This is a genomic window from Desulforapulum autotrophicum HRM2 (assembly GCF_000020365.1).
In the GTDB taxonomy this organism is placed as follows: domain Bacteria; phylum Desulfobacterota; class Desulfobacteria; order Desulfobacterales; family Desulfobacteraceae; genus Desulforapulum; species Desulforapulum autotrophicum.
Genome location: NC_012108.1, coordinates 930,604 through 957,173, shown reverse-complemented (window position 1 = coordinate 957,173; position 26,570 = coordinate 930,604). Strand labels below are relative to the sequence as shown.

Sequence of the window (26,570 nt, the reverse complement as noted above, 5' to 3'; positions counted from 1 at the left end):
CCCATCACTCAGTATTCTTGAGAAATGGGGTTTTGTATATTCATCGTATCTGCTTATCCCTACCTGTTTTAAAGGTTAAGAACGCTTCAGATCTTCATATTTAAGTAAACATGCAGAAAAACGATAACAAGTAATGGGTTAATAGTCAAGTTCTGAATATGGCTGTATTCACTTACAATCATTTCGATATAGCAAGCTGATGGACAAGAATAATTCTAAAAACGTCGGTGTAGAAACAGGGGATATTCGTGTAGAATGTTCACAAGTCTAAATTAATGCCATCTATTTCCGGCTTCTTCCTTGTTGACCTCGTCAAATGCATAATCCCCCGGTAGCACCTCAAGATCAAACAATAAACCCTGATAAGCTCGGAATTTTTGGTAACTACTTCTGAGCTTTGGGGGTACACCGGCGCGACCTCCGTATATCCTCGCTTCGATATGGAAGGTGATACGCCACCCATTTGCATATCAAGGCAGCGGGCTGGGCAGCATTGGCGCCATGAAATGGGACAAGGCCTGGGATACCACCGGGGTATTTCCTGAATATCGAGATTTCCACATTCAGGCAAGCTCAAGGGTGGGAGCGCAACTGACCGAGATCAAATACAAAATTGACCGGCTAACCGGCGGTATTTCCGGGAAGGTAGCCGTGACCCTTCTGCGTCGGAAGACAAGGTCGTTATTGATAATAACTCAACTTTCGGAGTTTAGTCACTCTAAATTTTAAAAATACAACAATTTGAAATAACTATTAATATTGACGAGATTCACTACCTATGATACGTGTTCTTTACCCCTAAAAAACAACAATCAAAGATAGGAATCTCATCAAAATGCATATTACCTCGACAGAATATCAAAATCAAACCATAAATCCTGAAAAGCTCGGAATTTTTGGTAATTATTTTTCCAAATTAAAAGTTGGAAGCATGCTCAACAATTCAGGTATAGTCAAAACCAAAGGTGCTTCTCCCCTGGAATTGTTCACTATCGTTTTCAATCTGGCGTTTATTGGCAAAAACTTCTTCCAAGGCGTAGTGCGGAATAAAAAAGTGGGAGTCGGAAAAGATGCCGTGTATGACTTTTTAAATTCGCCCACCTATAACTGGAGACGGTTTACAACTCTTCTTAGCAGCCGAATTTATTGTATAATTAAGGGTCTTCTGGATAATTCTTCTGAAGAGGTTCTTATCTTTGATGACTCGCCATACGACAGAAGCCGTTCCAAAAAAGTGGAACTTCTTTCCCGTGTATATGATCATGCAACTCACAAATATCTAAAAGGCTTCAGGCTGCTTACTCTTGGCTGGTCAGATGGTAACAGTTTTCTCGGGATTGATTTTGCCTTGTTATCATCAGCAAACAAAAAGAATCGATACAATGAAATCAATCCAGATATTGATAAAAGAACGTGCGGTTATCAACGCCGCAAAGAAGCGATAACAAAATCCACAATGCATCTGGAACCAATGGTAAAAAAGGCCCTCAAGATTGGTATCAGGGCGAAGTATCTTGTAATGGATAGTTGGTTTTCAATGCCTTCGGTGATTTCGAGCCTTCGCAAGCATATCCACATTATCTGCATGCTTAAGGATCATCCAAAATGGTTTTACGAGTACAATGGAAAGAGACTCAGGTTAAGTGACCTTTATGGAAAATTAAAGAAAAAAAGAGGGAAGGCCAAAGTTAAGGCCAGTGTCCTTGTTCGGTTACCTGACGGGAACAAAGCCAGAGTCATATTTGTCCCCTGTGATAAAAAACGAGGATGGCTCGCCCTTTTATCAACAGATATTACCATAGCAGATGATGAAATAATAAGGCTGTACGGTAAACGCTGGGATATCGAAGTATTTTTTAAAATGTGCAAACAGCATCTAAAACTGGTTAAAGAGATCCAAATCCGGAACTATGATGGTTTGATCGGACACACTTCCCTGGTAATGGCCAGATACAATATTCTGAGTCTGTTCCAAAGGAAAAGCGTTGATCAACGATCATTTGGAGATTTATTCAGAGCCTGCAATGAAGAATTGGCCAACATAACTTTCCTTGATGCACTAACGAGGATAATGCAATTAGCCATGGCTACGTTACGAAAGGTTCATAACTTGTCTGAGAAGATCATAAATTCCATGCTCGACCTGATAATGGGTGAAGCACTTGTATATTTCGGCCTTTCCAATCGGTAAACGCCCCTATTGGAAGGGGAATAGAGATGAATTTACTTCTCAGAAAGTTGAGATAATAATACAAAATCCTGACGAAAAACGATATATTTCTTGAATAAAGCTGCACGTCATGTAAAGTATTTTTCACTAAATTTAATGGGGGTTAAACTAAACTTGGAATTTTCCATATCATAGATATAAAATCGTTTAGCAACCATCCCTGATTAGAAACAGCGGTCTTTTATATACAGAAGTAAGAGGGTGGCAGGGATAGGTTTGACCCTTGCTGAATAAATAAACAATCCAACGAATCGGATGGTATTGCTTATTTGGGAACCATGGTCACGGTGAAACAATAAGACATGGTCACGGTGAAACAATAAGAGATGAAGTCCAAAAGAACAGAAAACATGACCCCATTGCTTCAGCGAGCAGGGAAAATAAAGGCTCGACGGCTGGCTATCGGTATATTTTTGGCACTTGCCGTTGGCGCAATTGCAGGCGGAATCCGTTACTGGTATGGGTATTTTGTGCTGGGTCAGGGGACCATGGTCGGACTTTTTATTCCTTGGGCGGCAAATATGTTATGCCCAAAAGATCTGCCCCCTGGAAAAACCCTGAAAATCCCCGGGTCAATGATGCAGGTCCTGATCCTGTTCATTTGTTTCATGATTGCCCATGCAATTGGTTTTGGTATGGCCCAGCCGTGGTTTGACCCCTTGGGGTGGCTGGGTCGGGTCCTCCAAGATCAAACAAGGGAAACGGTATGGGGAATCAGCCTTATGGGGGGCGTTGCAGCAAAGAATTTTCAATTGGGGGTTAATGGCGGTTTCTGGATTTTTTTAAATCTGTTTGACCTTTTTTTCATGGGATTCTTTCTGCTTGTGGGCGTCAACAGTCAGCCGGAGGGCAGGCAATGATTAAATGGGTCCGGGGGGTGACAATTATTGCGGCACTATCGGTCATGGTCACAGGCGTTTTTATCCTGGATGCTGAAGAGGAACTTAATCAGGCATATCGGGCATATGAACGCCGGGATATGGACCAGGCCATGCGCCATGCAAGAAGGGCAAATTTTTCCAGTGGAGATAATAAAAAAATTATCAGGCGTGCACTCAAACTTGAATACGCCATTGCCATCCGACTTGACCACCATGAAAAAGCAATGGGTTACCTGGATCAGACAATTTTACTTCAGCCTGCCTGTGGCCTGTGCTATCTGCAAAGAGGTGATCTGGAGTACCGACGAGAAAATTATACCGCCGCCCTCCATGACTTTGAGAAAGGCTTTGAAAATGCAGCGTCTGTAAAACCCGTAACCAAAGCCTATTATTATGTCCGGCAGGGATTGTCTCACTTGGCGGTCGGAGATAACAAAAAAGCCCAGGCAGATTCCCAGAACGCCCTGGAGTCTGATCCAGGTTCGGCTTTGGCCTTTTTCCTGGAATCAAAAATAAGGGATAAAGATGGGGATATTGAAGGCGCTAATGGGAATGTACAGGAAGCGTATCGCCTTGGTCAGAAGAAAGCCAGGTTTTTTTCTTCTCCTGAAGGGGATCTGTGGCTGAGATACTATGCTGATGTTTTGATCCGGTATAAAAGGTCACACCGGTAACCATGAAAAGGATCTTCGAAAAGTTTATGGAAGATCTTTTCCTGGAAACAGATTAAATTTAATGATTTTGTTAGTATGGCTACCCCTTAATTATTTTTCATGGAGACTTGATAATGGTGGTTGATTTCAAGATATACAGGGCTTGTATCATCGCATGTGTCTTGATTTTGGGCGCTTCACTGCAGGTTGGGAATGCTTCTACTATAAATGCATTCCCAGAGGCGAAAGAGATGTGGATGAGTGGCAATTTAGATGGCGCTATCCACCAGATTATAAAAGACGCTGAAAAGGCAAATAGTACCAGTGATGTTGAATCTCTGGTCAGAGCCATGACCTTGCAAAAGGAAAAAATGGATGCCTGGGTGAACAAGGCCCGCAATTTGATACAGCAGAAAGAACTCAACGATGCCAGAAACGCCTTATCCCTGGCACCCACTATCAGTGTTAATTATCCCCCGTATATAAGCGTTCTATCTGAAATTCAAGCCCTGGAAGATGAGCTGAAATATCCAAAGCAGATCCTTTTTAACGGCAAAACAATAGAACCTGTATTCTCAGCATATGATTATGACGCAAAACTGGCTGATTATGGATCCTTTGAGAATGGCGTTCTGCATATAAATATTCCTGAAAATCACAGCTGGGGAAGAGTTGGCCTGGTGTCAAAAGAACCGCTGGCTGTTTTTGACTCTGTGGCGGACAAACAGGGTTATCGTTTTGAATTCAATTTTATTGACAGGCTTACCAGTGGCTATGTCATTGAATTGGATGCAGTTGATTCCCAGGCAGATATAAAAATCACTTACAAACCAGAGGGCAATGGGATGGCATCTATTCGGTTGGACGCAAGCAGTGGCCTCAGTCAGAAAGCCTTTGTCTCCAATGACAAGTCCAAACGCCTTTCCCTTGTCCTGTATCCCAATCAGTACTGTTATGCACAAATGGCAGATGCGCTGCGCGTCGAGACCTCGTTTTATAGCCAAGGCACCCCAAAGAAAGGCTATCTTGTAAAAGTCTACTCCCAATCTGAAAAACATAAACTCCCGGCCCAGATGGGGCTTGAATCCATATCCATGGCCCGGATACCGGTAAAAACAGTTGAACCCCTGTCAAACCTGTCTGATTCAAACACGGCAATAACCCTGTTTGACGGAAAAAATTTTAATAGGCAGTGGATCCCCTACCCCCGGGTCAAGCACAGCGATATGTTTGGTAATTTTGTCACACTCACAAAGGGGATGCTGGTTGCAGATGTCGGCCCTAAAAACAACTGGGGAGAAGTGGGCATCGGCTCTCCAGAACCGCTTATCTGGCTTGACAAGCTCGATCAAGAGGGCACACAGATCCATACAACCGTCAGGTTTGACCCTGAAAAAACAACCGGATTTTCAATTGTTGCCGGAGATATCAACTCTTCCTGGAAATCTCCCGGCAACAAGATTTTTATGCTGACCTGGACACCGTTGCCGGAGAGCCAAACATCCCAAATGAAACTGAAAATCCTGAATAAAGAGGTTTTAACCGAAATTCTTCCCATAACGGCTCCATCCCAGGTCACATTTGGTTTTACGCAAGGCATGCTCAGTATTGAAACAGACGGACTTGAGAAAAAATCGGTTGCCTGTCCGATGCTTGTTGCAGACTACGGCCTGCACATGTGGGTTACCTCCCTGGCTGGCAAAAAGGATGCTCCGGTAACCATGGCTTTAAAAGAGATTACACTCAACAGGGTCATTGAAAAGAAGAACATGACGGCAAAAGTTATTCCCCCAATCCCCCCCCTGCCAGTTAAAACCCTTTTTGGGGCGGACCAACTCAAGGACTGGGAATGTTTTGAGGGTAAGGACCGCATTGTTGACTGTGCCATGCAAGACAAAAAGGTCAACATTAATGTAAGCCCGGAAGAAAAGACCATAAAAGGGATACGCTCTAAAAAGGATGTCATTGTCCTTGATAAGAGAAGAATTGACAAAGGCAGATTTCAAATCGTGCTAGCGTTTGACCCAGGGCAGACAGATGCCTTTGATATCGGACTTGGCAAACACCATGTGGTTTTAAAAAAAGATGCAGACGATCAATACCTGTTCAGCCTTGGGGACAGGCAGCGCACAATTAATACAAAATGGCTTCAGACCCAATGGAACGGCAGGATAATGGTCCAGCTTTCCAAACTGTGGATAAAGGCCGTTCTGGATGGGAGTGTCGGAATTCATCTGTTTGAAAACCCCAAACTGACAATGCCCATTGTTGTTTCCTCAATACCGCCCAAAGAAATATCAACAGATGGCTGTCGTATGGCACTGCAAATGATAACCAAGCAATGGGTGATGCCCGAGGACGCAACTGCTGCACATCGATGGAATTATGTAGATGATGAAGACTTTAACCCCGATGAATTTTTAAGAGAACTGAAGGGGGCATTAAAATGAAAACACTCGGTTATATTCTGTTTTTTTCACTGTTTTTTTGGGGAACAGTTAATACTGCCTGCCTTGCAGAAGAAGATAAAAAGCAGGTTAAGAATACAGCGGAATATGTATCTCAGCTGAATCATGAAAAAATGAAAAAACTGATGAACTCGGTTGGCAAACCCATGCCGGATGCATTTTACAATTGCCTGTGCCGTAAAGATGGGGGCGGCGCTGCCAGTGGCGTCAGTGTCTCCTATCATCCGGCCCCCCTTGAACCGGTTGATAAACGATATTCCTGCAATAGCAACGGTCCCCCCTGCATGGCCCGCGGAATGGGATGCTGGCGGTTTCCATTGCCCAGTGATCAAAGAATATGGGAGTATTGCCTTGAAAACTATAAACTTGAAGGTGACGTCTCTGTGGTGGATACGCTGACCCTTGCAGCAGATAACCTGCCTCCGCTTTCAGCCGCGGACATGCCCTTTGAAACGGGTCCGACGGTTCAGCAAACCCCTGCCCTGCCACGGTTAACCCCATCTGAAGAAAAGCTGTGGCATAAACTGACAAATTATCGCAATAACTGCCTGCCATCTGTTTCTCAAAAAATTGAGGATATTGTGGTGTGGAGTACCAAGGGTACATCCATTGTCCAGGAAGCTTTAAAGATTGCTGACCAATCTGATAGTCTTTGCGAAGAAGCGATTGCTGTCTCTCTTTTTTTAAAAGGCCAGGATGGATTGTATCCTTCAGAACTTGCTGTGGAATTAATAAAACCCTGGATACCGTCAGACCCCATATTGAATTTAGTAAAACCCTGGGGTGAAATAGATGTGATGGATGCCATCTTACCGCCCCATCTTAATAACCTGAGGAACTTAAAAAGCAATATAGAAGTACTGGATAAGGCCTATAGTACAAACCGGTCAAACCAAGAGTTCAGGGACGCGTCCAAACTCTTTATTGAAAGCCGGTCCTGGTCAAAGGACAATCAGGAGTTGTATGTCAGAACGCTTGAAAAGGAATTAAACCAGACGGATCAGGAGATCGTCGACATCCGGAATACGCTTGGCAAGGAGATAAAAGCCATTTATCCGACGGAAAGAGAAGTTCAAGTGTTTGGTCCGATGTTTTTACCCAATACAAAAGTACCCAATGATGCCGTTGTCTGGCAGCGATTCTCGGAAAACCGGGATCAGATTTTACGGAAAGCAGAAATTAATTTAGGCTCCCTGTTGCGAAAACGTGCAGGCTTGGAGATGAAAAAAGGGGTGATCAAAAAGTACCGGGGTCCGTTGCGTGAAAAAGGATGTGATGCGTTTATGCAGGAGATGAAAGGCGATTGTGACAAATAAAAAACGGCACGGGAAAGCCGGTGATTTTGAAACGTTCATGCTGTCACTGCGGCCTGAAGGTTGGCAAGAAAAATAGGTGAAATACCAGCGGATTCAGATCTAATCATAATTGCAAAAGGAAAAGATATGGATAAATCTAAAAGAAAGGGATATTCAGATAAAATTGGTGACCCGGCATTTGCAAAATATATAGAAAACAGTTCAAAATATGCCTGGATATTTTCTTTCATTATTGCAAGTGCAGCAATTATTGGTTTTTTCATATATGGCCAGACAAGCCGTGAAATGGATAATCCCCAGGCGTTATACATAGGTCTTGGGATCGGCGGCATGTTCATGGCGATTGCTTTCTTAACGAATCGTTCCAAACAAAAAAGCACGACATGGGATGGGACGGTTTGTGACAAACAGATAGAAAAGAAAAAACGAAAAGTGTATAACACGGGTAATGACTATTATATTCAAGACTATCAGCTCTTTAAAGTTATTATTCAGTCAGATCACCGGAAAAAATATGAACTTACTGCAGAAAATGATGACACGGTCTATAATTATTATCACATTGGTGACAAGGTCCGTCACCACGGCAAACTTAATTCCTACGAGAAATATGATAAATCAGATGATACCATTATTTTTTGCAATGCCTGTGCAAGTTTGAATGAAATGTGTGACGATACCTGTCACCGATGCGGCTGCCCGCTGCTTAAATAATAGTTGATATCAAACGTTGGTATTGTTTTTCTCCCTCAAGCCCCCACGCCACCCCACAAGCGGGTCCAACTTGCTTTTCTTCCCGTTGACCTTGAGTCGAAGCTCTCTCAAGAAACCGGCGAATGCTTGCCATCACTCGTGTAGCAACGGAGAGATAACGAACTAGGATAGATCGACCCAGAGATTCCCCTGGCCGAGATGCGATATCTATCTCCACGGAAAAGATTCAGGAGGCTCCTTTGTTGTTTTGAACTGCACTGACTATTGACAAGTGCAAAGATCTTGAGTTAATACATCTTGGCGATAAACATTCAATTTGGCATTATTTACAGGACCCGGGGATTTTTGTATAAGCCTTATCTTTAAAATGGCAAAGAAGTCTCAAATCATCAAGTAATACAGGAGGTTTACATTATGTTGAAAAAGTGTTTTTTGCTGTTACTCATTTCCTGTCTGGCCATTCCGGTATCTGCAGCAGAGCGGCGAAAACCTGTTTCAATAGAAGGTAAAAACGTATTACCGTTGCGGGTTCTGGCCAGACCGCGTTCTCACATATACAATAGCAAAGATCTCAACGGCGGCACGGTAAAGGAAAATGTTCCTGCGTTTCAGCCCTATTATGTATACACCCGGCCAAGCGCTGAAGACATAGAACTTCAAGACGGCTGGTATGAAGTCGGTTCTGACAACCGGGGAAATGCTCTGGGATGGATGCAGGCCAAAGACGTTTTTGAGTGGAAACAGACCATGTGTCTGGCCTATACCCACCCGGAAGGACGAAAACCGGTTCTCATGTTTGCCCGGCGCGGTCCCCTGGCCGACTTGGTTCAAAAAGATACTGACACCCGTCTGGCAGAGGTGGATAAACTATACCATGCCCTGAATACAAAACAGATACCAGAGAATTTCCCCATCCGGTCAGTAGAGCCCAAGCAGGCAGTGGATATCGCAAGCCAGTTCTATCTTCTGCCGATTTTATCCTTTGAAGAACTGGAAATAGACGGGCGAGAAGGCAGGCTTCTGCAGATCGCAGCCGCAACTGCCGGGGGGCCAGATGCCAGACAGTCCACAGATATCAGTCAGAATAAGGACTATCTGGATGAGGCCAATCAGGATGTGGCTGGGGTTGGCGCAGAGGTATTTAAGGCAATGAAGATGGACGTGGTTTTTGTTTCTGACACCACAGTTTCCATGCGTCCCTATATTCAGGCGACTTTAGATGTGATCAGGCAGGTGGCCCAGGACCTTGGGTCAGACCCGGCCACGGCCCAAAGCCTGCGTTTTGGGGTATGGGGATACCGGGATCCTGTGGACAAGATCCCAGGTATCGGTTACACTACCTTTAATTACACACCGGCGCTTTTACCTGCAAATGATTTTGTGCAGGCCCTTTCCAAGGTGGATGTGACCCAGGTGGACAGTGATGACTATGCTGAAGATGTTTTCAGCGGTATCAATGACGCCATTTCACAAACTGCCTGGACCCAGGGCGCCATAAGGATCATCGTCCTTTTGGGGGATGCGCCCGGACACGAACCCGGACACAAGTACAATGCCTCGGGGCAGTCTGCCCAGACCCTGAGGGCCATTTCAGATGATGCATCCATCTACCTGTATGCCATGCATGTAAAAGCCCCCAGAGCCAAAAAGTATCATGAATCGGCTGAGATGCAGTTCATGAAACTGAGCGCCAACCCCGGCATGCAGGGTGGGAATGCTTATTTTTCCATGAGTTCTGAGAACATTGAGGGGTTTAAACGAATCGCCTCGGACATTACCTATGCCTTGACCACCATGCTCAGGACGGTCAAGCAGGGGGATATCGGGAAAAGTTTCAGTAACGCTGACGGCCCAGGATCTTCCCCGGGCGGTGCCCAGGGTGAAGCGGCCGCCCCCAGCGAGGAAGCCATGCTCAGTCAGCCTTCAGCCTCGATGGCATCGGCAACAGCCACCACCGGAACCACAGGTGAGACCGCACCAGAAACCGGCACCAGGGTGTTGCCGGTGGCAGAGGAGAGCGTAGCCCAGGAGCCAAGTGCCCAGGATCTGGCCTTTCAGATGGTGAAGGCTGCCATGGTGGAGTGGGTGGGTAAGCAAAGCGGTGCCCAGGCCCCCAGGGATATTGTGGCCTGGGCAACGGACAAGGACCTGGTTGTGCCCAATATTCAAGCCATGGAAGTCAGGCTTTTAATCAACAAACGTCAGCTGGATTCATTAAATACCATTTTAAAAGAAGTCATGGCAGCGGGAAGAAGGGGCCAGATCGGGGGGGAGGATTTTTTCAGTGCACTCCAGGCCACATCTGCTGCTGCCTCCCGTGATCCCAACCTCATAAAGAACGCAAAAACCATGGCAGATACCGGCCTCATCCCTGAATTCCTCTCAGGTCTGCCCTATAAGAGCAGACTGATGAGCATGAACAACGATCTGTGGATGAGCTGGTCCGTGGATGAGCAGGATGAATTTCTAAACGAACTGGAATCCAAAATTCAGGCCTATCAATCCATCCATGACAGGCCCGAAGGCTGGGTCGCCCTGAGCCCGGAGGATGACCCGGATGAACATGTATACCCTGTGAGCCTGGAGCTCCTTCCCTGAGGGAGTGTAAAATGCCAAAAACAGGGGATGCACTTCACCTGAGTCAATTGATGCATACACGGTCCCAGGCCCGGGTGAGTTTTCAGCTGATTGTGCCTGGGATGGACCTGGAGCCTGGACAGTTTGCCGCCCTGGTCGGCCCCAGCGGGTGCGGAAAATCAACCCTTCTGGACATTCTGGGGCTGGTGCTCAAGCCGGAAAAGATAGGGGCGTTCCGCATTGGCGGCACCCAGGTACCCATTGATCTGGTCGGCTTGAGCCGGGCAAACCAGGCAGCTGTCCGCAGCAGATATATAGGCTATGTACTGCAGACCGGCGGTCTGTTGCCCTTTTTAACCGTCCGTCAGAACATTGCCCTTCCCCTGCGCCTGAACCGGCAGTATGACCATCAGCTGGTGGAAAGCATGGCCCGGAACCTGGGCATAGAGGGACAACTGGATAAACGGCCGAGTTTTCTTTCCGGAGGCCAGCGCCAGCGGGTTGCCATTGCCAGGGCCCTGATTCACAAACCCAGAATCGTACTGGCAGATGAACCAACGGCTGCCGTGGACGAATTAACGGCCATGGAGATCCGGGACCAGTTCCGCCAATTGAGTCAGAAATTCGGTACCACAACCATCATGGTCACCCATGACCGATCGTTGCTCAGGGATCAGGTGGACCGGATATTCGGTTTTAAGGTGGCACGAAAATCCAGGGAATTGACAACCTCTACCCTTGAGGAACTTGAAACCCTATGAAACAGCAGCGATCAACCGGTCTGATTCCAGGGCTGGCATTGGCAGATCTTAAACACGAATGGATACTCAGCCTCTGCCTCTTTCTGGCCGTTGCTGCCGTGGTTGGCCCGCTTTTGCTGCTGTTCGGCTTGAAAAACGGTACCATGGAAACCCTGCGGTCCCGTCTTCTCCAAGATCCCCGCAATAGAGAAATCCGCCCCATGGTAAGCCGCTCCTTTACCCCTCAATGGCTGAATACGCTGCAGAATGATCCCAAAGTCTCTTTTCTGGTGCCCACCACCCGCAGTATCTCGGCCAGTGTGGAACTTAAATTCCATACAGACAAGCTTGTTCTGGAAGCCCTGCCCAGTGCCCAGGGTGACCCGCTTCTGGAGGAGAACCAGGCGGTTCCCCCTGGGGAGCGTCAATGTGTCCTGTCGGATGAGGCAGCCCGAAAGCTTGGGGCAGGAGCCGGGGATGAAATTGAGCTTTGGGTCAAACGATTAAAGGGCAGCCGGATTGAAACGGGCAGCACCCGCTTAACCGTCTCCGGGGTGCTGGACCCAAGGGGAACCAGCCGGGATGTGGTATACTTTCCCCTGGGGCTTTTAGAGGATATAGAGGGGTTTAAAGACGGTCAGGCTGTGCCGGATATGGGCTGGGAGGGATCGGTTCCCCTGGCCCAGCCTGTGTTCGACGGTGTGGTGTTGGGGCTGGATACCCCCATGGATCCCGTACTCAAGGTCCGACTGACCTCGGGTACCGGCTTGAGCCGGCTTGAGGAACTGGAAGAGGACCAGCAGATGTCCCGTCTGGGTTACCAGGTAAAAAACAAAACATATGTTTATCTGATCACCACCACCCGTGCCCAGGGAGAGGATGTCTTAACCGCTGTCACCCTTCGCCTGCGGGGCAGAAACGCCCTTGTACTGCCCTGGGTGGAGCCCATGGAGATTGAGCTGGCTCAGGATTTAAAATTGCCTGTACTGGCATTGCCCCAGGCAGACGGATTAGACACCCCCTGGGGCAAAGACCTGCCCATGGGTCCTGCCTGGCGGCAGATTATTCTGCCCAAAGAGATCCATTTAAAGCCCGGCAGTCGGTTAACCTGCCCGGGGAAATCTTCCCTCAGCCTGAAGGTTCAACCGGTGGATGGGGTGTTCTCCAAAGGCCGCCACGGCCTGGTGCCACCCCAGCTTGCCGGAATTCTGAATTTAAGCCTGAGGCGCGAAATAGACTGGCTGCCTGAAAAAGACCTGTTTATTTTAAAGCGAAGGGGCTATGCCGCTTTCAGGATGTATGCAAAGACCCTGGAGCAGGTGGAGCCCCTGAAACTGGAACTGGAAGCCCAGGGTATTCCTGTCCACACCGAGGCCGCGCGAATCCGGGATCTCAGGGAACTGGACAGGCACCTGGGCATGATTTTCTGGCTCATTGCCCTGGGCGGTGTTCTGGGGGGTTCAGGATCCTTGACGGCCAGCCTATATGCCTCTGTGGAACGCAAACGAAGGGACCTGGGTGTTCTGGCCCTTATCGGTTTTGGCCGGGGCGGGCTTTTGTGTTTCCCCCTTTGCCAGGCCCTTTTTTTATCCCTGGGCGGATTAGGGCTTGCCTTTGGGTTCTACTGGGGAATGGCAGGTTTGATCAACCAACTTTTTTCCACTCAACTGGCAGCAGGGGAACGGTTCTGCCAGCTGGATTATGTCCATCTGATTTATGCGGCATCCGGGGTGATTCTTCTGGGACAAACCGCTGCTGCACTTGCTGCCTGGCGGGTCATCACCATTGACCCGGCCGAGGCCCTGAGGGATGAATAATGATGAAATTCTGTCTGCGACTGGTTTTTGTATTTATACTGATTTTTTTTCTCAATATCCCGGCCTATGCTGAGAAAAGCCCTGACAACCCGAGTCCGGCCGATGATGATCTTATCCTCCCCCTGCCCCATAACCGGCAGATGGTTTTCAGGCCAATTTTCCTGGGACAGGGGGAGGCACCTTTTGCCCAGCGCAGTTTCCGCATGGGTGACCCGGATGGCGGGTTTAAGGAACATCCCACAGAGGTGAGCCTGAGCGGCTCTTTTCTGGGCCAGGGAAAATCCGGAAAAGACTGGCTCTACTACATGGCCAAATATGAGGTCAATCAGGGGCAGTGGGCTGCTGTCCTGGGCCTGGCAGCCCCGGACCAGAATGCAACGGACAAACCCATCACCCGTATTACCTGGTTTGAGGCCCAGCAGTTTTTAGACAAATTAAACCAGTGGCTGTTTGCCAATGCCCTGAATAAACTGCCCAAATCCGGAGCCAGTCCAGGTTTTGTGCGCCTGCCCTCGGAAGCTGAGTGGGAGTTTGCCGCCCGGGGCGGTGCGGGTGTGTCCGCAGATGTTTTTGACCGCAGAGTCCCTTACAAAGACCGCCTGAGCAGCTGCGAGTGGTTTGCCGGGCCCAAATCCAGCCACGGCAAATTAAAGGCCATGGGCCGCCTCAAACCCAACCCCCTGGGCATCCACGATATGCTGGGCAATGTATCTGAAATGACCGGCGGACTTTACATGATCGAGTACTACCAGGGCCGGCCCGGCGGGTTTGTTGCCAGGGGGGGACATTATCTCTCTTCGGAAAAAATGCTGCGTTCCAGCCTGCGTACTGAAGAGCCCTTTTACATTGCCCGGGGCAGTGCCCCACCCGTACCCAATCAAAAAGAGACCATGGGCCTGCGCCCTGTTCTGGCAGCGGTTGTTTTCGGTGACCGCAGCGCAGCCCAGTCCTATGCCGATGCCTGGGACAGCTATCGAAAGGGTGCTGGCGCCGCCACCCCTGCTGCAGTGAGTACAGCACCCACCAGCCAGAAAACCCAGGTCAGCATCGACCAGGCCGGCCAGTATCTTGCCCGGCTGGAAGAGATGGCCGTGAATAATCCTGGCATGCAGCAGGAGCTGGGCAGGCTGAAAAGTGTCATGGCAGATGTGCAGTTCATCCAGGCCAAGGCAGATGGTGAAACCGCCTATGCCTGGTTTAAAATTGCTGCGGAACGAGGTTTTTTTGTTTACCTGGAAAGTAAAAAACTACCCATGGTGAAACAGCTGATAGATGCGGCAAAGACCGGCAAGCGAGAGGCCATGATAGAAAAACTGACCACCCGCCTGGCTGAGATTGAAGCAAATATCAGCCAGTCCATGGAGAATTACACAGCCTCCCTGCGCCAGCTGGAGACGTTGGGGCAGGCAGCCAGGCAGACAGGTGAAAATCGGTACCTTAAATTCCTTCTGGAAAATGATGCGGCCGAGCAGGTCCGGGCAGCTAAACTGGTGACAACCCATCTTGAGGCCCTGGTAAAAACCAAACGCACCACCCCTGAAGCGTGGCAGAATGATTTAAGTTCCCTTGGTTTATAAGGAGGTTGTTTTGAAAAAGAGTTGGGACATCGTGTTGATCAGTGCTGGAATTATCCTGTTTTACCTGATTCCGGGGTATGCCCTTGAACAGGGGGAGCCGGTTAATGGATTAAGTCTGGAAGGGATCACTTTTTTTGAATTTGACACGGACAAAAAAACAGACTCAAAAAAATTTGAGTTGAAACTGCCTGTGGCCATGGAAACCCAGGGCCTCTGGGGACCCTTGGGCCAGGAGAATCCTGTGGCCGCCTATTTCTGGGAACGATACAAAGAATCGGGCATGAAACGTGAAATTGAATACAACCCCAATGCAGAGAAACAGTTTAAAACCCCGTTCATCCGCCTGACAGCCATGCAGTCCCCGGGCACCCCGGTAAAGATAAAACTACTGGCCCCGGCACCCCATGAGATCACCATGCCCCTGTCAGGGGCAGGCAGAGCAGGCCGCAATATAAGATACCAGGTCATTAAACGGATCTGTAATTTTAGAGTTCTCAGCAGCGAGGGGGATGTTTTTCTTGATAAAAGCAAGGAAAAGATCAGCCTTGTGGAAGACAAGGATGCCATGGAGATCAGCTGGACCCCTTCCAGGGTTGAAGACAAATACGGATCAAAGCTGAAGGCCCCTGTGGTATTGGAAATTAATCTGCTTTACAACGTAAAAAGAGAGATGATTGTTGACGGCAAAGTCCATGACGCATGGAGCCGTAAGGAATGGATAGAACGGCGGGTGGCCTGGCTTGCCCTGCCCGTCTGCGGCCAGGAATTTGGAGAAGATGATGAGCCCATTGCCTGCCCAGGCAGCATTCATCCGGGTTCTTCATGGAAGGAGTACACCCTGGGGCCGGTCAGCCTCCAGGTCCCTGACACCTGGGACAGCAAAATCCGAAACGAGAGCGGCCGGTTTGAACTGGGAAACGGGCTGGCAGGCATTAATGTTGTCAGAGAAACGGGCGGTGAGAAACAATTAACGTTCATGACTGAGGTGACAGAAAGAAAGATCAAGATCAGCGGACTGGATGCAGTTGAATATTCAGGTCGGGTCAAAGACGGCAAAGTCAGGGCCCGACTGATTCTGTTTGAGGACACGCCTTCCGACAGCAAGGTGATGGGTATTGCAACCATTCTCAAAGATGAAAAATACAGGGAAATTCTGGACGCATCTTTAAATTCTGTAAAAATAGACAGCGGAAAATCAGATCCCCCGGACAGGTCTGCCGCACCGATTTCCAATCTACCTGAATTGTCAGATCTCGGCAAGGGCGCCTACAGCTATTCACCCAACAATATTCCCCAAAAGGAGTATGCCAAGGCAGAGCCGGCAGTTCAGGCTCCCCAGACAGGAGCTGTGGTTTCCGTGGGGAGTGTGCCGCCTGACAATACCGTGGGGACCGGCCAGGCCGCCACTGCCAGGGCCAGCCTCAAGCTGCGAAAGGTCAAGGGAGCTAGTGATTTTGTGGGCCGCAATGAGGTGTTCCAGGGGAACGGGTCCCCGGACAGCCAGCTTAAACTGGAGATTGAGGTCCCGGACAGAACCATCACCAGCCTTGTGCTCAGACAGGCAGACACCCAGAAACCTGTCTGGGATACCATTCCGGATAACAAAACCTGGCTCATGGCAGTAACCCAAAAAAATAAAGCCATTAACCGGACAGACGGATCCCTGCAGTATACACCGGGCAAGGGAAAAGAAAAACTGGTCCTCTGGCTTCAGGACAATCATATGATTGCCGCAGGAAAACAGGAACTGGAGCTTGTTATAAGCTTTGACAATAATGAGTCTCTTATCATTCCCATGGAAAGATAAGGCCAATAACAAAGGAGTATGGATATGTCTCGTATGTTTCGATTTGTTGCCGTGGTTCTCATTCTGGCAACGTGTTCAATGGGGTGCATCACCACGGGCACCACGAGTGACGCCCAAAGGACCCGGAAAGAAGGCACGGCAGTGGGTGCTGGCACCGGAGCCGTCCTGGGCGGTATCATCGGTGCACTGGTGGGGGATTCTAAAGGCGCCCTGATCGGGGCGGCCATCGGGGCCACCGCCGGCGGTGTTGCCGGCTATGCCTATGGCAATCATGTGGCCTCCAAAAAGGCTGAATACGCCAAAGAAGAAGACTGGCTGGATGAGTGCATTGTCAGTGCACAGAAGATTAACCAGGAGACCCTGGCATACAATAAAAAATTAGGTTCCGATATTGCCCAGCTGGATGAGAAGACCCGCAAGCTTTCACAGCAGTATGCGGCCAATCAGGCAAGCAAAACAGACTTGCTGGCCCAGAAAAAAAGTATAGATGCGGCCAGAAAAACGACCGACGACAAACTGGCCCGGGCAAAGTTTGAGCTCGATTCCCAGAAACAGGCCCTGGCCCAGGTGGAAACGAAGAATGCTTCTGACCAGTCCAAAGCCCTGGATGCTGAAATTGCAAAGCTTTCAACCCTGATCTCCGAACTGGAACAGCACAGTGAAAACCTGGCCAGCCTGTCCGGCCGAATGGCGGTTTAACAAGCGAGGTATTCACCATGACATTCATCATTCGCACGGCCCTGGCCCTGATTATACTCTTAACCCTTGGATCCTGCGTGTCTAACGAGACCGATCCGCGCAAGGGCGGATTGTTCAGCTACAACCCCAAGGCCTATGAAAAACGCCTTGAAGAGAAAAAAGCAACCCTCTCTGAAACAGAGGCAGCCACTGAACAGGCAAAGCAAGAGGGGCAGAACCTGGCGGCAAGCAAGCAGGAAAAACAGGCCCGGCATGAGGCCCTGAAAAAAGAACTTGCGGTCCTGTATGCTGAATCCGCTAAACTGCAACAGCAGCTGGACCAGACAAAGACCGCCAATGCCGGCCAGGAAAAAAAGTTGAAAGTTCTGAAAACCCAAGTGGCCGACCTCCGTGCCAAGACCATAGCGACCAATAATTCAGGTGCCTCTGATGCTGCCAAGCAGGCTGAAGTTGCCCGGCTGCAGAAACGTATGGACGAACTCCTGGAAGAGGCGGCGACCTTAAGCGAGTTATAGGTATATGCGATTTGTAGCCATCATCATTCTTGGGTTGCTACTGTGGCCGGGCGCGATCTGCCCGGCCCATGCCGACAGCATGGCCTGGACCAACAACCAGGCCATGCTGACTTTTTTCGAGGCCGTGACCAAGATCAAGAAACATGGTCTTGACTCACCCGGCCCAGGCAGAATTGTCACCTCAGCCTTAAAGGCATACATGGAGCAGTATGACCCCTATGGCGACTATTTATCCCCGGCAGAATACAGAGAATGGAAACAGGCTCAAAGTTTTCGCTACTACGGTGTTGGCATGGAGATTCTCCAGCGGGACAGCCGATTTTACTGCCTGCCAAGGCCAGACAGCCAGGCTCAGACAGCCGGCATAGAACAGGGGGATGAACTGGTGGCCGTGGATGGCCAGCCTGTTGCCAGCCGGTCCATATACCGGGTGGCAGGCAGCATCCGGGGGGAAAAAGACACCCGGGTCAAGCTGACAATGAATCGGAACAGCGTGGTTTTCCAGGTTAATATTGAACGAGGCCCCCTCAAAGACAGGTCGGTGTGGTTAAGTCAGACAGGCAGGCTTGATATCCTGCGCATCAGCCATTTTACGCCCCAGAGTTTATCTGAGATAAAAGCAGTCCTGGGCGAACTGGATCAAACCCGGCAATTGGTACTGGACCTGCGCAACAATCCAGGGGGAGATCTGTTTGCAGCCGTGGATATTGCCGGCCTGTTTCTGCCCCCGGGCAAAAAAATTATTTCCATAGAAACCAATACAGGAAAGGTCGATTACACAGCCAAGGGCCAGATCTGGACCGGTGAAAGGCTGGGCATCTGGCAGAATCGTTTTACAGCCTCAGCCTCGGAAGTATTGATCATTGGCCTGGCTGACAATCTTGCGGCAAAAAGTTTTGGGTCCACAAGCTATGGAAAAGCCCTGACCCAGAAGGTAATGGAATTGTCCGATGGTTCTGCCCTGGTCATCAGCAGGGGACGAATAACCGGTCCCAGGGGCATAGGCTGGCAGAACCATGGACTTACACCCATGGTGAGGATACAGGATTCAGACAACACCTGGGTCCAGATTACCCAGCAAGCCTTAAGATAAAGGTGTGTATTATGGGAAAAACCCACATGATGTTTGATAAAGAGTCGGTTCATCTTATTGTTGATTTAAGCCCGTTAAAGAAGAATGAACTGACATTTCTCATTTTAGGAGGTTAAATCATTATCATGAAAAAACGGTTCTTTCTGGGTTCTCTAATGTTGTTATGCCTTGGTGTCATTACAGATTTTGCTGGGGCATCGATTAACGGGGTATACAAGACCGACTTCAGTGAGATGTCACTACAGGCAAACGGGAACCAGGTCACAGGAACATACAAATACAAAGACGGTAAAATCAATGCTGATCTTCAGGGCAACCGGCTGACCGGAACATGGGTACAAACCAATGCCAGGGGGCGGCTGGAATTTGTTTTTACCGATGATTTTTCTTCTTTCATGGGGAAATGGGGATATGATGATGCCGCTCTTAGCCGGATATGGAACGGCCGTAAAACAGATATTCAGCTGCCTGAAAGCCCAGCACCCGAGGGCAGCGGTGGAATTTTTCCAGATACGATTTTGGATACCGTGGAAAAAACCACCACACCCCCCTCCCAGAACCCGCCGGTTGTCAAAGAAGAAGGAGTAAAACCTGGACAGCCCGAACAGACCGAGGGCGGTGAAGTCTTTCTACGGCCGGGTCAGGCGGCCATGCGTGACGATCTTGAAATTACACTGCTTAGCCTGAAAAAAACAAATCAGTATATTAATCAACCCAAAACAGATCATTTTTACGCAATCATTCGGGTAAGGGTTAAAAACCTGGGCAAAGAACAAGACTCGGCGCTTATTTTCAGCCAACTGCAGTGGAAAGATCCGAAAAGCAGTATAAGCCACAGCTTCCAGCGAACCACAGGTGTTAAGCTGGACAAGACCAGGGATTATGAATTACCACCGGGAGTTGAGGGTGAATTTGAAGAGGTCTATATGCTTCCCAATGGTATGTCAGAAACACAATTTGTCCTCTCGAAAGGATGGACAAAAACCATCGCCATCTGGCTGCTGCCTATTGAATAAGGGGGTGGGTAAAACCTGGACCTGGGGAAATTAAGGCCTCACCATTTTTTAAAACTGTCAGGCGTTCTTTCATTTGTCCCAACTGTGATTTGGACAGCGCCTCCTGGCTGTGGGTCCCAGTTACTGCCATTCCATTTATATATTCCGAAACCACCAGGAACAGGGTTGGTACCAATGATCCATACCGCACCATCAGGGCCGGCACCAATATCCGCTGCGGATCCAGGCATCCGCTTCCAGTTACTTTCCGTCCATTGATAAATATTGCCGTTGGAATTAACAATCCAGGGAATTTGTGTGGTGGCTAATATTGTTTTTCCAGCGATGACGTTTGGTTTTTCAACTCTTTTCTTCGTAATTTCAGGAACTTTCGGCATTGCATTGATCCGTTCCAGTTGCTTGACATCAACCGTATCAATGGCATCCGCTTTATCTGTGGCATTGACCTTCGGGGTTGAAACCGTCTGATTGGGGATTCCTGTCTGTATTTCTTCTTGGGTCGGGATACCCCATGAAGAGTCGGCGGCAAAGGCAAGCAGGGCAAGGCTGTGAATAACCAGGGCCAATACAATCAGGATAAAGATTTTGTTTTTCATTTTTATTCCTCCTCTGGTTTAGCAGGTGATGCGGTCCAGGCAAAGGATTTTTTCGACCCTTTAACCATATGGCCGTTAATTGTTTTTCCTTTGGCCTGACCGATCAGTTTTATCTCCTTGGATATCCCAGAAGGAAGACCTCCCGCATTCCATTTCCCATCCTTTTTTATCATCTGGAACGTGGTCCCCTTGTTCAATTTCGCCTCAAGTTTTCCTGTATCAGGGTTCAGGGTGCCGAGGAATTCACCCTCGATAATGACTTTGACTCTTTTGTCGCCATTTTCTTTTTCCTGGATGCATTTGAACTTACCGGAAACCGTCTTGTTATCTTTGCCCACATGTATTTGAATTTCCCCGTCAAACCCTTCATCCTTTCCCATGGGGCCTTTATAAAAATGTCCACCCTTAGTCGCCTGTATCCTCTGGTTTTCCGACGCTTTTTTCTGCGCTCTTATTTCATCGCTTTTTTCATATTTACGCTTTTGTACAGCTTCATCCATTTCAAAGGTTACAGAAACTGGGGGCAGATGCGTTTCTACCTTTGGATTGGATCGAATATCCCCAAGAACCCGAGTTTTCCCCCATACATACACCCCGTTTTTAAGATTCGCTTCCTGGGAAGTTCAATGGGCAGGGGCAGATGGTTTAAAGTCAGCGGGGTGGTCCTGAGAAAGTCGATATAAACAAAATATTGTTTAAGCCCTGATTTAATTCGGTCTGCCTGTGCTTTTATCTGTTTTTCTGCAGCCTCAGCTTCAGCAACAGCAGCGGCCTCTTCCGCCCTTATCCGCTCCCGGGTTTCTTTAAATAATTTTTTTAACGGTGTGGTATCATTGTTTTCATAGGCATTGATGGCGGATAAAGCCTGTTGTGAGTCGACACCGGCACTGACCAATTTCTGGAAAATAGTTGATCTGCTTGAGGCGGTCTGGCTTGTGGCATAGGCGTCGAGATGGGCCTCGGCAAGCATTCCTTCAGCATAGGCGTCCATGTTGGTCTGATTGGCCCGCTGGATATCTTTACGGGCAGCCAGGTAATCCTGGGAGGTTTTGACAACATGCTTGCCTGTGCCGATCGTGCCTTGTGTTATATATTGATCCACAATGGTCACCGTGACCTCACCCAGACAGGTTTTTCCCTCCATATAGTCTTCCACAGTCTGGCAGGTCTGCCCTATATCAGCAATTTGCATCACTGCACCAAAGGTTTTTAAGGCTTTCTGCTTTACAGAAGGCGGCTCGGCAGAACCGATTTTTTTTATCTCAATGTCCGTTTTTTCTATTGTTATTTTGGTTGTATCTGGCGGGCTGTCCGGAAGGACATGGGTCTTTTTACGGGCCGGGCCGGAGGACAAAAATTCGTCATTGACCGCCTTGGTCTGCTTCATCTTGGTGACCGTGTCCAAGATTTCTTCTTCAATATTCCTGCGAACTGGATCATTGGGCGGCTTGGACGCAGCTTTTGCCCTTAAGTCTACAATATCCCGTTTGGCCTGTTTAAAAGTGGCCTGTTCTGCTGCGGCAAAAACATCTTCGCTGGCCCTTCGCATCCGTTCTGCCACCTTGGGATCCTCAATCTTGATCCGGTTTTCTTTAATACCCCTTAGTTTCTTTTTAAATTCAACCGGCGAATCCGAAATGCCATTTTGTTTGAGGATCTTTCCCAGTGTCTCGTCATTCACCCGGCCCATGTCCAGGGTTTTGCCGGTTCCCTTTGCCATGCCCTGCATTTTTTCCGGATGGCGAACCAACATATCTCCATCCGAGGACAGCCCCTTGGACGCTTTTTTTCGATGGTCCTGAACCTCGACATATTCGGTGCCGATCTGCTGTTTGACAAGCTTACCATCCGCCCGGGTTTTCATGGACTCGGATACATAGGTTTCCGGATTCCGGGCATCCACTTCCACTTGTATTTGATGGTATTCGGTTCCGGCCTTGGGCCTTAAGCCCTCTTTGTTTATGGTCAGCTCAAAATCACCTTTTATTTCCAGGGTACCTGCTTTTGAATCCACATCCACAACAGAGGTACTTTTATTTTTAGGATCATACAGCCCCATGTCCTGAAGAACCTCTTCAACCTTTTGGGTTGTGTTTGAACCGCCGCCCATGTCCCGGTCCCCAGCCATTGCCCGGTGCCCTTTTTCGCCAAACTTGGTTCCGGCAGTATCTGTAAGCTGCCCGGAAACAGGACCGTTACTTTTTTTCACCCTGGCATTGGCTTCCATGATAAGAACATTCTGAATCTGGTCTCTTTTGGTAGAAAGAAGATGACTGCGCTTCATATGGCGGGTAAGTTCGCGTTTTAAAAGGAGCTTTTTTTTAAGATCAGATGTTTTCAGAGACGTGATGCGATCTATCCGGTTTTTATGAAATGCTTTTTCAGCTTTCCACGGGGTGCTTGTTTCTACCCACATTCCTCCGGTGGCAAGCAGTTTTTTTTAGTATAAAGAACACTTGCAGAACTTGAAGATATGACAAGAAGAGCTATAAGCAATGCGATCAATACAAATCCTAAAGTTATTATTATGGCTTTTGGCAATCGATACGGCATCAGTTTGGTCTCCTTTTAATCTAATCTGCCACATACACAAAGCTGTATTGTGTAACGTTTCGAATAGATCGGCTCTTTTTTATTATAATTCAAAATCAGCCTGAATGTTATAAAATTTGAACCTTGCTTTTGTCGATGCAGATAGAAAAATGCTGGTGACAAAAGATTCGCTTATCTATTAATTTTATTGATAAACAAAGACCTATACTGACTGTATCATTGCAGACGTTAGGATAGCAATTGATGAAACATTTCTACAGTTCATGATGATTTCCTGTGTAAATATTGAGTTGTTTTTTGCAACTATCGAGTAGCGTTCGAATCGATGCCGCCTTAGTCCGGAACGACGGTATCAGCGCGACTGATGGCGTTTCACCTCGTGAAACCGTGAGCCACCCCGCAAATTCTTCCATTGTGATATTGCGATTTTTCAGTTCAACTTCGAATCGCTCACAACTTCCGGGGGAGGATATTTCCGACATACGCCACGCTTCGCGCACTTCCTTATCAACATGATCAATCCATCGCATATTGCCGTTGTCGATGGCCTCTTGTATGACTGGAATACGATTGATTCCCTACGACATGCGCGAGCGAACGGCACCTTCAACCCTTTGGTCCCATTTATTTCAGTCTTGGGGATATTTAGCTAATTCGCGGCCTGTCTTACCTTTGCCGGTATGGCAAACAGCTAATAGAGTGGCCCGGGCGCAGACAATTGCCTGCACATTAAATTCCCTTGACAACTGGTCTGATGAGTAGTACGACCATTCCAATATGAAACCTCTCCTATCAAAAATATCCACCGGTGAAGCAGTGGTAAACTATTTTAAATCGGAAATCGAAGCCGGCCGGCTGTTGCCGGGTGACCAGCTACCCAGCGAACGGGTTTTGCAGGAACAGCTGGCCATCAGCCGATTCAGCCTCAGGGAGGGCTTGGCCCGCCTGAGTGCCTTGGGCATTATCGATATTTTTCACGGCAAGGGCGCCTTTGTGTCTAAAACGATCAACCCGGATAGTATCGGTATCCTGCTAGTGCCCTTTCGATCCAGCAATCCCGACGGATTTTACGAAGACCTTTTTGAAGCCCGCATGTTTATCGAAGGGTCTCTGGCCGTTCTGGCAGCCCAGCGGCGCCCGGCAAAACACCTTGCAGCCATGCGTGAAAACCTGGCCCAATCCGAAGTGAAGCTGGACAATCCTGAAGAATTCGGCAAACTGGACTACCAGTTTCACCGGCTGATCTCCACCATGGCAGGCAACAAGTTTTTAACCCAGATGCTCGACGTTATCGATGATTCGATTCAATCTTTCCTGATCGAACATGCCAAAAATCGATTAAGCCGTGACAACGCGCTTAGCGTCCATCGAGAAATCTTTGGGTGCATTGAAAGAAAAGACGCCGAGACCATCGGCGCGTTAACGCGCAGACATATCAAAGGCTGCAAAAATAATTTTGAGTCCGCTAACCTGGATAACAACAAGGAGGAATTATGAGCAATCTGCTAAACGGAATAGAAGACATCCTGCTGATGGGTCCCGGCCCCTCCAACGTCCCCGATGAGGTCTATGCGGCCCTGGGCACAAAGACCATCGGACATCTGGATCCTTATTTTATCACCATCATGGATGAAATTAAGGCTCAGCTGCAAAAACTGATCAAAACCTCGGCCAAACTAACCCTCCCAGCGTCGGGCACCGGTTCCGCCGGTATGGAAACCTGCTTTGTCAACCTCATCGAACCCGGAGATGACATACTGATACTCATCAACGGAGTGTTCGGCATGCGCATGCAGGACCTTGCAACGCGCCTGGGCGCCAATGTCGACACGCTCGAATTTGAATGGGGCACTCCGGTAATTGTGGATGCGGTAAAAAAGAAACTTGATGCGAAAACCTATAAGATCGTTGCCGTAGTGCATGCCGAGACCTCCACCGGCGTCCGCAACCCGGTGGCGGAAATCGGCGCTCTGCTTGCAGCTACTGATACGATCTATCTGGTGGATACAGTGACCAGTCTCGGCGGCATTGATGTGAACATGGACGGCTGGGGCATCGACAGCCTTTACAGCGGCACCCAGAAATGTCTCTCCTGCCCTCCCGGTCTGGCACCGGTGGCCTTCTCTGAAAAAGCCGTGGCAGCACTCAAAGGGCGGAAAACCAAAGTGCCCAACTGGTACCTGGATCTAACCATGATCATTAAATACTGGGAAGGCCACACACGGGCCTATCACCACACTGCCCCCGTCAACATGCTCTACGGTCTGTACCAGGCCCTTGACCTGATCCTTGCCGAAGGCCTTGATAATGCGTTTGAACGCCATCTTGAAAATCACCGGGCTCTGGTGGCCGGCCTGGAAGATCTGGGGCTCCAGATGCTGGTGGCAGAAAAATACCGGTTGCCCATGCTCAATGCCGTCAAAGTGCCCGATGGTGTTGACGAAGCTGGCGTTCGCACTGCGCTTCGGATGGAGCACAAAATTGAGATTGGTGCAGGCTTGGGCCCCCTGGCCGGCAAGATTTGGCGCATCGGCCTCATGGGCCATACGGCCCGGCCTGAAAATGTCCGCCGGGTACTGGCAGCACTCAAGACAACCCTGGCCAGGTAATCCCATTGATCAGTAATCGATAAACGCCATTAAAAACAAACCTGCCCTGTGCATAGAATTCATCACTATCCATGCACAGGGTATTCTTGTTTTATAAACCGCTGTTTCGCGTGGCTGAAATTGACTCGATAGTTTGGAACGGATCCTCTCCAGCTGGACAGTTATACAGACAAAGACATTGCAGAGATAGGTCGCATCATTGCCAAAATGAGACATATCGCTGACAACAATGGTTCCGTATCAGACCAAGCGCCACTGGAGAAGGCTTTTCATGACCTTCTCTTTTCCCGCATCGACAACGATCTGCTTGTGGAATTTTGTCACCGTTCCTGCCAGGGGATTTCGAAATTTTTATTTTACAGGCATTGGGTGAAACTCTTTTCAGCCCAGAAAGTTTACGAAAGACACAAGGAAATTGTAGATGGATTAAAAACAAAAGATCCCCTTAGGGCCATGGAAACATTTTATAATAAACTCTTGTCGAAACATCATTGTGAAAGTCTCGACTTTAGAGCCCTCTTTGGTTTCCCTGATCGGAACATTGTAAACCAAAGGGGATAGGATTTTTGCCCTTCCAGGCGTTAAGAAGCGCAGGCTGTTTGAGGACTTTAGCCCGCAGTTCCTGCGCTTTAGTCTGGAAGGGCAAAAATCCCCCCGACGTTTACCGTTCCGGTCAGGGTAACCAAAGGGGGCGGAATGGTACTATCGC

21 protein-coding genes are annotated in these 26,570 nt (G+C 48.6%); 18 read left to right on the top strand and 3 right to left on the bottom strand.

Going from position 1 to position 26,570, the window contains the following annotated elements:
* The first annotated feature begins 835 nt into the window (after nucleotides 1-835).
* The 15 genes from HRM2_RS04115 to HRM2_RS04040 all read left to right on the top strand — a co-directional run bounded on the left by HRM2_RS04115 (nucleotide 836) and on the right by HRM2_RS04040 (nucleotide 20,103).
* The gene (locus HRM2_RS04115; protein ID WP_012663192.1) at nucleotides 836-2,191 is read left to right on the top strand and encodes an IS4 family transposase; all 1,356 of its coding nucleotides are present in this window, start codon (nucleotides 836-838) and stop codon (nucleotides 2,189-2,191) included.
* Between the two features lie 389 nt (nucleotides 2,192-2,580).
* Nucleotides 2,581-3,090, top strand: a complete 510-nt coding sequence (locus HRM2_RS04110; RefSeq protein WP_148214558.1) for a hypothetical protein — start codon at nucleotides 2,581-2,583, stop codon at nucleotides 3,088-3,090.
* Nucleotides 3,087-3,785: a tetratricopeptide repeat protein gene (locus HRM2_RS04105; RefSeq protein ID WP_012663190.1), complete on the top strand. Its 699-nt coding sequence runs from the start codon at nucleotides 3,087-3,089 to the stop codon at nucleotides 3,783-3,785. The genes HRM2_RS04110 and HRM2_RS04105 overlap by 4 nt, the downstream gene beginning before the upstream one ends.
* Before the next feature lie 236 nt (nucleotides 3,786-4,021).
* Entirely contained in the window at nucleotides 4,022-6,214 is a 2,193-nt protein-coding gene (locus HRM2_RS04100; protein WP_041273041.1) for a hypothetical protein, read from the top strand.
* Between the two features lie 131 nt (nucleotides 6,215-6,345).
* On the top strand, nucleotides 6,346-7,548 hold the full coding sequence (locus HRM2_RS04095) for a hypothetical protein (protein WP_232364192.1): 1,203 nt from the start codon (nucleotides 6,346-6,348) through the stop codon (nucleotides 7,546-7,548).
* Nucleotides 7,549-7,608: 60 nt separating this feature from the next.
* A complete protein-coding gene (locus HRM2_RS04090; RefSeq protein WP_232364191.1) occupies nucleotides 7,609-8,262 on the top strand; it encodes a hypothetical protein in 654 nt (217 codons plus the stop codon).
* 414 nt (nucleotides 8,263-8,676) lie between these two features.
* Nucleotides 8,677-10,860, top strand: coding sequence for a vWA domain-containing protein (locus tag HRM2_RS04085; protein ID WP_012663185.1), 2,184 nt, complete (start codon nucleotides 8,677-8,679; stop codon nucleotides 10,858-10,860).
* 11 nt (nucleotides 10,861-10,871) lie between these two features.
* Nucleotides 10,872-11,600 (top strand): ABC transporter ATP-binding protein, encoded by a 729-nt coding sequence (locus tag HRM2_RS04080; RefSeq protein WP_012663184.1) that lies wholly within the window; start codon nucleotides 10,872-10,874, stop codon nucleotides 11,598-11,600.
* Nucleotides 11,597-13,396 carry an ABC transporter permease gene (locus tag HRM2_RS24960; protein ID WP_012663183.1) on the top strand — a complete coding sequence of 600 codons (1,800 nt, stop codon included), beginning with the start codon at nucleotides 11,597-11,599 and terminating at the stop codon, nucleotides 13,394-13,396. The genes HRM2_RS04080 and HRM2_RS24960 overlap by 4 nt, the downstream gene beginning before the upstream one ends.
* Nucleotides 13,396-14,973 (top strand): formylglycine-generating enzyme family protein, encoded by a 1,578-nt coding sequence (locus HRM2_RS04065; RefSeq protein ID WP_012663182.1) that lies wholly within the window; start codon nucleotides 13,396-13,398, stop codon nucleotides 14,971-14,973. The genes HRM2_RS24960 and HRM2_RS04065 overlap by 1 nt, the downstream gene beginning before the upstream one ends.
* A 10-nt stretch (nucleotides 14,974-14,983) precedes the next feature.
* Nucleotides 14,984-16,780 (top strand): hypothetical protein, encoded by a 1,797-nt coding sequence (locus tag HRM2_RS04060; RefSeq protein WP_012663181.1) that lies wholly within the window; start codon nucleotides 14,984-14,986, stop codon nucleotides 16,778-16,780.
* A 24-nt stretch (nucleotides 16,781-16,804) separates the two neighbouring features.
* On the top strand, nucleotides 16,805-17,479 hold the full coding sequence (locus HRM2_RS04055; protein WP_012663180.1) for a YMGG-like glycine zipper-containing protein: 675 nt from the start codon (nucleotides 16,805-16,807) through the stop codon (nucleotides 17,477-17,479).
* A gap of 17 nt (nucleotides 17,480-17,496) precedes the next feature.
* The gene (locus tag HRM2_RS04050; protein ID WP_012663179.1) at nucleotides 17,497-17,994 is read left to right on the top strand and encodes a serine/threonine protein kinase; all 498 of its coding nucleotides are present in this window, start codon (nucleotides 17,497-17,499) and stop codon (nucleotides 17,992-17,994) included.
* A gap of 4 nt (nucleotides 17,995-17,998) precedes the next feature.
* Nucleotides 17,999-19,087 carry a S41 family peptidase gene (locus HRM2_RS04045; protein WP_012663178.1) on the top strand — a complete coding sequence of 363 codons (1,089 nt, stop codon included), beginning with the start codon at nucleotides 17,999-18,001 and terminating at the stop codon, nucleotides 19,085-19,087.
* Between the two features lie 125 nt (nucleotides 19,088-19,212).
* On the top strand, nucleotides 19,213-20,103 hold the full coding sequence (locus HRM2_RS04040) for a DUF4352 domain-containing protein (protein WP_041273040.1): 891 nt from the start codon (nucleotides 19,213-19,215) through the stop codon (nucleotides 20,101-20,103).
* A 38-nt stretch (nucleotides 20,104-20,141) separates the two neighbouring features.
* On the opposite strand, the gene HRM2_RS04035 is transcribed toward HRM2_RS04040, so the two are convergent.
* From HRM2_RS04035 to HRM2_RS04025, 3 genes are read right to left on the bottom strand one after another with little or no spacing between them, the layout of a single operon-like run.
* Nucleotides 20,142-20,699 (bottom strand): tectonin domain-containing protein, encoded by a 558-nt coding sequence (locus tag HRM2_RS04035; protein ID WP_012663176.1) that lies wholly within the window; start codon nucleotides 20,697-20,699, stop codon nucleotides 20,142-20,144.
* A 2-nt stretch (nucleotides 20,700-20,701) separates the two neighbouring features.
* Nucleotides 20,702-21,199: a hypothetical protein gene (locus tag HRM2_RS04030; protein ID WP_148214557.1), complete on the bottom strand. Its 498-nt coding sequence runs from the start codon at nucleotides 21,197-21,199 to the stop codon at nucleotides 20,702-20,704.
* 35 nt (nucleotides 21,200-21,234) lie between these two features.
* Nucleotides 21,235-23,115 carry a hypothetical protein gene (locus HRM2_RS04025; protein WP_012663174.1) on the bottom strand — a complete coding sequence of 627 codons (1,881 nt, stop codon included), beginning with the start codon at nucleotides 23,113-23,115 and terminating at the stop codon, nucleotides 21,235-21,237.
* A 914-nt stretch (nucleotides 23,116-24,029) separates the two neighbouring features.
* Here HRM2_RS04025 and HRM2_RS04020 point away from each other — a divergent pair.
* From HRM2_RS04020 to HRM2_RS04010, 3 genes are all read left to right on the top strand, one after another.
* Nucleotides 24,030-24,749 (top strand): FadR/GntR family transcriptional regulator, encoded by a 720-nt coding sequence (locus HRM2_RS04020; protein WP_012663173.1) that lies wholly within the window; start codon nucleotides 24,030-24,032, stop codon nucleotides 24,747-24,749.
* Nucleotides 24,746-25,861 (top strand): pyridoxal-phosphate-dependent aminotransferase family protein, encoded by a 1,116-nt coding sequence (locus tag HRM2_RS04015; RefSeq protein WP_041273038.1) that lies wholly within the window; start codon nucleotides 24,746-24,748, stop codon nucleotides 25,859-25,861. Before HRM2_RS04020 ends, HRM2_RS04015 begins: the two co-directional genes overlap by 4 nt.
* A 207-nt stretch (nucleotides 25,862-26,068) precedes the next feature.
* On the top strand, nucleotides 26,069-26,422 hold the full coding sequence (locus HRM2_RS04010) for an FCD domain-containing protein (RefSeq protein WP_012663171.1): 354 nt from the start codon (nucleotides 26,069-26,071) through the stop codon (nucleotides 26,420-26,422).
* Nucleotides 26,423-26,570: the final 148 nt, after the last annotated feature.